This is a genomic window from Chryseobacterium sp. RU33C (assembly GCF_900156015.1).
In the GTDB taxonomy this organism is placed as follows: domain Bacteria; phylum Bacteroidota; class Bacteroidia; order Flavobacteriales; family Weeksellaceae; genus Chryseobacterium; species Chryseobacterium candidae.
The window spans coordinates 98,461-106,669 of the sequence record NZ_FTMT01000020.1; the positions used below are offsets into that span (position 1 = coordinate 98,461).

Below are 8,209 nucleotides of genomic sequence, written 5' to 3' on the forward strand. Positions count from 1 at the left end.
GAAATTAGTTTTTAAATGCTAAATGTTGATGTAAGAGACCCAATCTTTCTGAATATCTTCTGTAAGATGCGTTCTTATTAAATGGTATTCTTCTGAAAGATAAATTTTAGCGAATTTTCCATTTTGTAAATGTCCGATATGATCACAACAATTTGTAAGAGTTTCCATAATATGAGAACTTATTAAAACGATCTTATTTCTTTTTTTTAGTTCATCAATGATAAAATAGAACTTTTCGACACTTTCAAAATCAAGTCCGTTAAATGGCTCGTCAAATAAGTATATGGGTCTATCAATTAAAATATTACAAAGGATGGCAAGTTTCTTCTTTGTTCCTAATGAAAGTTTTTCAACAATAGAGTCTGTTGGAATATTAAAGAAACTTGTAAGTTTTGTTACCTTTTCATCTTTGTTCTCATGAATGAACAGCTTTAAAATATCGTTAACTGACAGATAAGGATAAAAGTAATTTTCAGATTCCAAATACGAAATATCTCTTTTATTTATAGGTTGGTTTTGTAATAATATTTGTCCATTGTATTTTGTATTTTGAAAAATAGATTCAAATAAAGTTGTTTTTCCTGCACCATTTCTTCCTAGAACACCAAATATGTTCCCTTCATTTATATTTAAACTAAGGTTGTCTAAAACTTTTTTGGAGTTATAATTCAATGTGATATTTTGTATACTAAACATACTTTGCAATTTTCTTTAAGGCTGATTTTCTGTTGTGTATTATATAAATTATTGCTGGAATTAGTAATCCAATAATAAGTGTAAATTTGAAAAAGTCTGCATCATTAACATGGATTACCTTTACTTTTTCATTATAATTTACATACTTATTAATAACAATAACATAATTTGAAAGAAAAACATAAAGAATGAAATAAATTATATAATCTTTTTGCAAAGGATTTAAAAACGCAAAGTTGATTACAGCAGGAATTGAGATCATCAGGCACATCAGAAAAGAGTATATGATTTTTTTTTCTAATCTTAATCTTGAAAATTGCAGAATGAGAATTTCTTTATTTTCCTGTAGCGAATAAACATGCAAAAGAATATGTAACCAGCATAATCCTAATATTATCAAAGTCGCAGGATGATATCCTAAGAAACCGGAAAGTAATACAAAGGAAAAGAAAATTATAATATTCTTTCGTATATAGGCTTTCCACTCTAATAATGCATTAGGGATTTTGTTAATAAATCCTGGATTTGCGATGTATTTTTTTAGCTTTATAAAAGGTAAAACAAAACATATAAAAACATTTCCTAAAAAGATAAAGTTATTTTCTTTGAAAACGAAAAATAAATTTATAAAAACCCAAATTATCAAATATTCTAATGCAAGGCTTATATAGAATTGCTTTCCTAAAATATTTTTTAAAAAATTAATATCCTTTCGCGTAAAATGAATGATAAATAAAACTGTTGATGAAATTAATGCATAATAGCCATTATGATTCGTTTTAAATAAAAATAAAAATAAAAGCATTATACTCACTAAAACACCAATATCCATACTCTGGTTTGATGCTTTAAATAATAATTTTAATCTCAGTTTCAGATATCTCTTAAGCATATTCTTTACTAAATATTTTTCTTTTGAATAGCAATGTAATTTTTTGAAAATAGGCTCCAGCCTTTTTCCATTCTTCATCACTTATGAAAAAACCATAACACATCATAAATAGGATCTCAAAATCATGGATCATCATAAAAATGTATATCCCCAGATGAATCATTATTCCAAGAGCGAACACCACATATTTGCCGGTTTTATGCCATGCAAGAAAAGGAAATGCTAACTCCCAGATTAAAGTAATATAGGTAGAGAGTGTCACAAAAATTCCATTTTTTGCTAGTATATTATTCATTTCAGTTCCCTTAAATCTTTCTAATTGTAAAGTATAATAAGTGGCAACACCACTGAACCAGACTTTAGCATTGAGTTTGAATATGGCAGAAACGAAATAAATCAAAGATAAATGAATTTTTATAGATAAAACAGATATTTGATTTACAAAATAGCTGATACTGTCTTTTTTTTGCCCGGTACTGTTATTTAATGTGAAATATCGGTAGCAATCCGTAAAAATCATGTATAGTAAAAGAAATTTCAATAAATTATCACCACCATTTAATATAAAAGGATATGCTCTTTGAACAATTTCAACGGAAATATATAACAATAAGGGAGTGAAATATCTGAAAATCCCAAAGGCAAATAAAATACTTAGCAACATTATAATACTAAGAATAATGTTAATGTTTTGAAAAATCGTGGATTGCTGAATTCCAAATATCTGAAATATGGGATTAACAGGTGCTGCTTTCAAAAATGTAGCATCGGTGATGAGATCCTTATTGAAAAATAATTGTAAATATTTTTTAAATACATGTATTGATATCAGTATCCTGAAAATCGAAAGATATATATAGTGATTTGAATGGAATAGTTTTTTCATTTTAAAAAGGATATGGGCTGAAAGCAATTACTTTAGATTCAACATTTGGCTTTTTACTTTCTCTGTTAGCAAACTTTTTAATTTCCTCGGAATTTATATTTATTGTTACATATTTTACTGACTTTAACTTATCTGCAGACATTTTATCTTTTCCAACAATCTTCGCATAGTCTTTCAAAAGAAGAAAACCCTGAACTTGTTCAGGAGCTTCATTGAGTTTTTGTACTGCCAGAAGATTGGCATTGTTAAGACTTAGCTCGGGTTGTTGGGTGTTTATTTCAGTTCTTTCTTTCACTATTGTATTAACGATACCTTCTATAGATCCATAAATTGTATAATCTACCATTTCGGCTCTGCCATTAAATGGCCTTGTATTTCGTTTTGATTCTATAATTGAAGAATAGACTTCGAAAGCAGCAATTTCATTTTTATTCTCATCCAGATAAGTAAAATAAAGTTTGTAGTTAAATTGAGGCGGAGGTGCAAAAAAACTCCATTTCTGAGCAAAAAAAGTAGAAAATATTTTCATTTCTTTTTGATACTCAATCTTTATAAAATTATTGGGTGAATTATATAAAAATGTAAAAAGCCAATAAATTGATACACAGGTAACGATAAATATTTTAATTGCTTTTTTCATAACTGGCAGGAAAAAAATGGCTCATTAATACAATGAGCCATTAAATCATTATTAGTCTAAGTTCTGGACGTTTGCTGAAACATCATCTGTAGCGTGAAGACCATCTACTATAGCTGAAACAACCATTACAGCAAGAAGAACGCTAGCGGCAACAGCAGATACACTTGAACCCGGAGGTAGCGCCTGGCGTGAAGTGTTAGAAGACTGTACTTGATCTCCATAGGCGATACCTTGTGCTTTAACTACATTAGGTACTAAAAAATTTAATGCAAATACGAATGCCATTCCACCTGCGAAAACTGAGTTTCTGATTTTTTTGTTCATGATAATTTTGTTTTTTATGATAATTAATTTTGCCATATAATCCCTGGCATGGGGTTTTGCCGATCAGCTTTTATATTTAAGTTTTTGTACTGTACACATACAAAAAATAAAATATCATTGTGTTTTTACCTGGAGCAAAGATGCAGTGGCTTTTTTGCTGATACAAGAAAAGCATATCGGAATTGATCAAATTTAACAATGCTATTATACGAAATTGGTCAAATTTGGTAAAATAGAAATAATGTTAATTTTTTGATTATGAGTTAATTATGCGTATTTAATCATTTGTAATGAAAAATAAATAATAGAATTTGTATTTTTGTGACAGTAAACATGTAATGCAAAAAAAATATTTCTTATTTATCGTTTTTCTTTGTCAGAATTTATTCTTTTCTCAGAATATAAAAGGTTTTCATATTCCAGATTCTTTAAGAAAAAAAAGTTTTGAACAATTGATCAGCTGTTATAATAAAGTCTTAAGAATAGATAATGAGAAGGCAGAATTGTATGCAAATAGTATTCTTAGTAAAGCCAAAAAAGAAGAAAATAATGACTATATATATGATGGCTATTATAAGTTGGCTCATGCAAAAGGACTGAATTCCGAAGATGGACATCCTTATGCGGACTCTTTAATAAAAATAACACAAAAAGTTAATACAAAAGAATATCCGGCAAAAGCATATATCATTAAAGGAATTTTACTGAATAATGAATTTAAATATAAAGAGGCACTAAATTACTATATAAAAGCACAGAACTTATCCAGGAATAAAAATTTAGATCAATTTTATTATGTGAAAAAACTGGTGGGCATTTTAAAGACTGCTACTGATGAAAATGAAGAAGCACTTCCTCTTTTCTTAGAATATTACCAATATGAAAAGAAAAAAATGCAAACCAATGATAAAGACATTAAAAGTTACATAGGTTCAATTTTTTCTGTATCAAATTCCTATAGTAAAAATAAAAAATACCAACAAAGCAAACTCTATAATAAAATAGGTCTTTCCGAGTGTGAAAAATATAATGATTATAGCCAATATGTTTATTTTATTATGTCTGAAGGTATAGCAGAATATTATCTTAAAAATTATGCTATTGCTTATAAGCATCTGGCAGGAATCGAAAAAGACCTTCAAAAAAATAAAAATCATGTTAATTTATCAGTTTTATATTATTATTTAGGGAAGATTAATTACGAGCTTGATAAAGAAAGAGAGGCAATACAATATTTTATAAAATCGGATTCATTATCATTCAAGTCAAACGACTTTGTACCAATAGTGAGAGATCAATATGAAATTTTAATTGATTATTATAAAAAAAATGGGGATGAAAAAAAGCAACTAAAATTCATTAATAAACTCTTTTATGCAGACAGCATTATCAATAATAACAAGCAATATTTATCCAAGGAGATTTATAAAAAATACGATACTCCTATTCTGCTAGAGGATAAAGAAAGAATAATATCTGATTTGAATAATAAAAATTCAATATTATACTGGTTTCTAGGAGGTGGTATTTTGTTTATTTTTTCTTTAATATATGTATATAAAAGAAGAATTAAAGAATATCAAAAACAGGCAGACTTATTAATTAAAAAATCAAAATCTTCCGAAGTTTTACCGACTCCTCCTGCTGTAATCAGAAATCCAAAAGTTCCTTCAGAAGAAAAGTCTAAAAGCTTATTATCTGATGAAAAATTACAAAGCCTCAAAACAAAATTAGAGCAGTTTGAAAAAAATAAAAAATTTCTACATAAAAATATTACTGTAGATAATTTAGCTAAAGATTTAGGAACAAATCGGGATTACCTTTCAAAATCAGTAAATGAATTAAAAGGAAAGAATTTTTCGCAATATTTGAATGAGCTAAGAATTAACTATATTGTACAGGAATTAAAGGATAACGAAAAATTAAGAAGATATACAATTTCATCTATTGCCAATGAGATAGGTTATAATAATTCTGAGTCTTTTGCAAATGCTTTTAAGAAAATCACTGGAACTTTACCTTCTTATTATATTAAATTATTACAAGGACAAACTGAAAAGTAAGTTGGCTGATAATAAGTATTTTGTGATATTTCGTATAAGAAATTGATCAATTTCGAGATTATTATTTTTGATAAAAGAAACAAAGATAGTTTATTTGCAATCTTAACTATTAATTATTTATACCTGATGAAAAAACAGCAAAAAGCAGAAAAAAAAATGTCGTTGAAGAAATTACAATTGGTTAAAATTACAAACGGTTTGAATTCTATCAAGGGAGGAAATATTGCTCATGTAGCAGTGTTAGGAGATGATAATCAAACAATTGTAGAACAGACTCTGGGTAGTAATAACGGATAACCTTTTTGAATGAAAAAATTCTTCTTTATATATTTTGTCTTTTGTTTACAGTTTGCTTTTTGCCAAAAAATAAGTTTGCGGGAAATTGCTCCTAAAAATGTGGCAAATACAGAAAATATTGTAAAATATCTAGCCAGTCAGCTTAAAGACAGATATATGAAAAACAAAGCTACAGGTAATTATTATGATGATATTTTCAGAATAAATATTATTAATGAAAATTATAATTTATCACTTTCACAGCTGGATTCTCTTAGAAATATTACAATGAGAAATAATTCCGTAACAGCTGGCGCAATGGGAAGTCAATTTGAAATTTATATTAATACTATTAAACGAGCACCTAATAAGAACAATTTTGACAAAATATATGAAGAAGAATTCAAAAAAAAGTATGAAAAATTACCTTTAAAATCACAAATTATTTTATCCCAATATTTTACTTATGATCCAATAGCGTTAAAAAAAGATATTAGTGAAATCATTACGAGTAATATAAAACATGATAGTATTGACATTTCAGATGCTATAAAATTATGTAGAAAATACAATATATATGATGTAGGGAATAAAACATTCAAATTAGGAGCACAGTTACTTAAAAATTTCGAAAAAGAGGTATTTACAATATATGATAGTATAAAAGTTACTACAAAAGATAATGGAATTCTTACATTAAGTGTTGTAGTAAATAATAAAGCTCCAAAACCTCAAAGTACAATACTTCTAAATACCATATATTCAGATCTTAAAAATATTAATGAGGCTAAGAAGTTAGCTTCGGATAATTATGCCGGAGTTATTTTAAATACAAGAGGAAAATATTTAAGCAATAATAGTATAGAACCTTTTGAACATGAAGTTGAAGATATCAATGAAGCGATTAATTGGATTATAAAGCAACCTTGGAGTAACGGAAAAGTGGGAATGATTGGAGGAAGCTATTTAGGATTCAGCCAATGGGCGGCTACAAAAAAACTCCATCCGGCATTAAAAACCATAATACCACAAGCTGCGGTAGGAATTGGTACAGAAGATTTTCCTATGAATAATAATATATTTACGTCCTATGCTATAAGGTGGTTAAATTATGTAGTGAATTCAAAAATGACTGATTATGCAGATTTTAGTGATGTTAAAAAATGGAATTCCACCTACAAACAATGGTATATCACAGGGAAACCATTTAGACAACTAGACTCTATCAGTGGAAAATCTAATATCATCTTTCAGAGATGGCTTAATCATCCCAGTTTTGACGATTACTGGAAAAATATGATTCCTTATAAAAAAGATTTTTCTAATATTAATATTCCTGTTTTAACTATTACTGGGTATTTTGATGCTGACCAGTTAGGAGCGTTATATTATCTTAAAAATCATTATAAATACAATAAAAATGCCGATCACTATCTGATTATTGGCCCTTATGACCATTCCGGTGCGCAGGGATATATAAAGAACGAACTAAAAGGATATACAATTGATTCTGTGGCTAATATAGATTTTAACACGATTTGGATTGAATGGTTTGATTATATTTTAAAAAATGGTAAAAAACCATCTTTCTTGAAGAATAAGATTAATTATCAGGTTATGGGCACTAATCAATGGAAAAATGTAAATTCCTTAGAGAACATTAGTAAAAATACCCTAAGATTTTATTTAGAGAATAATGGTTTACTATCAGATGTAAAAATAAGTGATAAAAGTTTTTCATTACTGAAAGTAGATTTAAAAGACCGTTCTGATGCGGATGAATTATTAGAATTAAAGAATGAAATAGTTGAAAATAAAATATACACTAAAAATAGTCTAATATTCACAACTAATCCACTTGATAAATCTTTTGAATTGTCAGGTAATTTTTCTGGAAAATTTAAATTTTCAATCAACAAAAAAGATGTAGATGTCTATGTTTATTTATATGAGCTAATGCCCGACGGAAAATATTTTTTATTATCAAGTTATATGGATAGAGCTAGTTATAATAAAAATAACGAAAAACGAAATTTACTTACCCCTAATAAAAAGGAAACAATATCTATATCAAATAATAAATTTATAAGTAAAAAAATAGAAAAAGGAAGTAAGCTCGTTGCGATAGTAGGCGTTATGAAAACCCCATATTATCAAATAAATTATGGTTCGGGAAAAGATGTAAGTGATGAAACTATTCTTGATGCAAAGGAACCATTGGAAATAAAATTTTATAATGATAGCTATATAGATGTTCCTGTTATTAAGGAATAATTATCTGAAAAATTACAGATAACTTTAAAGCACATGATTTGCAACCAGAAGGTCTCACAGAAAGACACTATCCCACAAAGTGTGTAAGTTAAAAAGTCAGGGCTTGGATTTTATAATCTGAGCCTTTCTTCAAAAATAAGCATAAATTGGTTGAGAAC

The 8,209-nt window shown here is 27.5% G+C and carries 8 protein-coding genes; 3 read left to right on the forward strand and 5 right to left on the reverse strand.

The window, feature by feature from the left end:
- Positions 1 to 18 precede the first annotated feature (18 nt).
- The 5 genes from BW946_RS16510 to BW946_RS16530 form a co-directional block, all read right to left on the reverse strand.
- Positions 19 to 696, reverse strand: a complete 678-nt coding sequence (locus BW946_RS16510; RefSeq protein WP_076597207.1) for an ATP-binding cassette domain-containing protein — start codon at positions 694 to 696, stop codon at positions 19 to 21.
- Positions 689 to 1,666 carry a hypothetical protein gene (locus tag BW946_RS16515; protein WP_076597208.1) on the reverse strand — a complete coding sequence of 326 codons (978 nt, stop codon included), beginning with the start codon at positions 1,664 to 1,666 and terminating at the stop codon, positions 689 to 691. The genes BW946_RS16510 and BW946_RS16515 overlap by 8 nt, the downstream gene beginning before the upstream one ends.
- Positions 1,581 to 2,474: a hypothetical protein gene (locus BW946_RS16520; protein WP_076597209.1), complete on the reverse strand. Its 894-nt coding sequence runs from the start codon at positions 2,472 to 2,474 to the stop codon at positions 1,581 to 1,583. The genes BW946_RS16515 and BW946_RS16520 overlap by 86 nt, the downstream gene beginning before the upstream one ends.
- Position 2,475: 1 nt before the next feature.
- Positions 2,476 to 3,003, reverse strand: a complete 528-nt coding sequence (locus BW946_RS16525; RefSeq protein WP_136521036.1) for a hypothetical protein — start codon at positions 3,001 to 3,003, stop codon at positions 2,476 to 2,478.
- A gap of 162 nt (positions 3,004 to 3,165) precedes the next feature.
- Positions 3,166 to 3,438 (reverse strand): hypothetical protein, encoded by a 273-nt coding sequence (locus BW946_RS16530; RefSeq protein WP_136521035.1) that lies wholly within the window; start codon positions 3,436 to 3,438, stop codon positions 3,166 to 3,168.
- Between the two features lie 338 nt (positions 3,439 to 3,776).
- Between BW946_RS16530 and BW946_RS16535 the strand changes: the two genes are divergently transcribed.
- The 3 genes from BW946_RS16535 (at position 3,777) to BW946_RS16545 (ending at position 8,051) form a co-directional block, all read left to right on the forward strand.
- Positions 3,777 to 5,501, forward strand: coding sequence for a helix-turn-helix domain-containing protein (locus tag BW946_RS16535; RefSeq protein WP_076597212.1), 1,725 nt, complete (start codon positions 3,777 to 3,779; stop codon positions 5,499 to 5,501).
- Positions 5,502 to 5,627: 126 nt separating this feature from the next.
- Entirely contained in the window at positions 5,628 to 5,798 is a 171-nt protein-coding gene (locus BW946_RS21465; protein WP_168801995.1) for a hypothetical protein, read from the forward strand.
- A gap of 9 nt (positions 5,799 to 5,807) precedes the next feature.
- Positions 5,808 to 8,051, forward strand: a complete 2,244-nt coding sequence (locus tag BW946_RS16545; RefSeq protein WP_076597214.1) for a CocE/NonD family hydrolase — start codon at positions 5,808 to 5,810, stop codon at positions 8,049 to 8,051.
- The last annotated feature ends 158 nt before the right edge of the window (positions 8,052 to 8,209 follow it).